The following is a 765-nucleotide window of genomic DNA, read 5'->3' as shown; positions in this document are numbered from 1 at the left end:
ACTCCCGCTCCTGGCAGGGCGGCTGCCTCGGCACCCCCACGACCGAGACCCGAACGGGCGCCATCTCCACCCGCACCGACGACCTCACCGGGTGGGTCAAGACCACTGCGTACCGCGCCCCGGCGACGTCCAGCGACCTCAACGGCGACGGCAAGACCGACCTCGCCCTCACCGGCGGAGCCAACTGGACCTGCCTGCCCGTGGCGATGTCCAAGGGCGACGGCAACTTCAACGTCACCTGCAACGAACCCGGCATGGACTGGGGCAACTGGGCCGCCACTCCCAACGTGAAGGTCCTGAAGGACGACTTCAACGGCGACGGCAAGACGGATCTCGTTCTGACCGGCGGAGCCGACTGGAACTGCCTCCCGGTGGCGATGTCCAAGGGCGACGGCACCTTCAACGTCACTTGCAACGCTCCGGGCCTGTACTGGGGCGGCTGGGCAGCGGAATCCGGCGTGAAGGTCGTCTCCGGCGACCTCAACGGCGACGGCAAAGCCGACCTCGCCCTCACCGGCGGACCCAACTGGACCTGCCTCCCCGTGGCCATGTCCAAGGGCGACGGCACCTTCAACGTCACCTGCAACGAACCCGGCCTCTACTGGGGCGGCTGGGCAGCGGAATCCGGCGTGAAGGTCGTCTCCGGCGACCTCAACGGCGACGGCAAGACCGACCTCGCCCTCACCGGCGGACCCAACTGGACCTGCCTCCCCGTGGCGATGTCCAAGGGCGACGGCACCTTCAACGTCACCTGCAACGAACCCG

Annotated in this window: 1 protein-coding gene; it reads left to right on the top strand. The window is 68.5% G+C overall.

Annotated features, from left to right (window positions below; translation table 11 throughout):
- The coding region (locus ABZW32_RS40070) for a VCBS repeat-containing protein (RefSeq protein WP_356225875.1) at positions 1-765 on the top strand (765 nt) is incomplete at both ends.

This window comes from Streptomyces sp. NPDC004667 (genome assembly GCF_040609475.1).
Lineage (GTDB): Bacteria > Actinomycetota > Actinomycetes > Streptomycetales > Streptomycetaceae > Streptomyces.
This window is presented reverse-complemented; position numbering and strand designations above follow the sequence as displayed.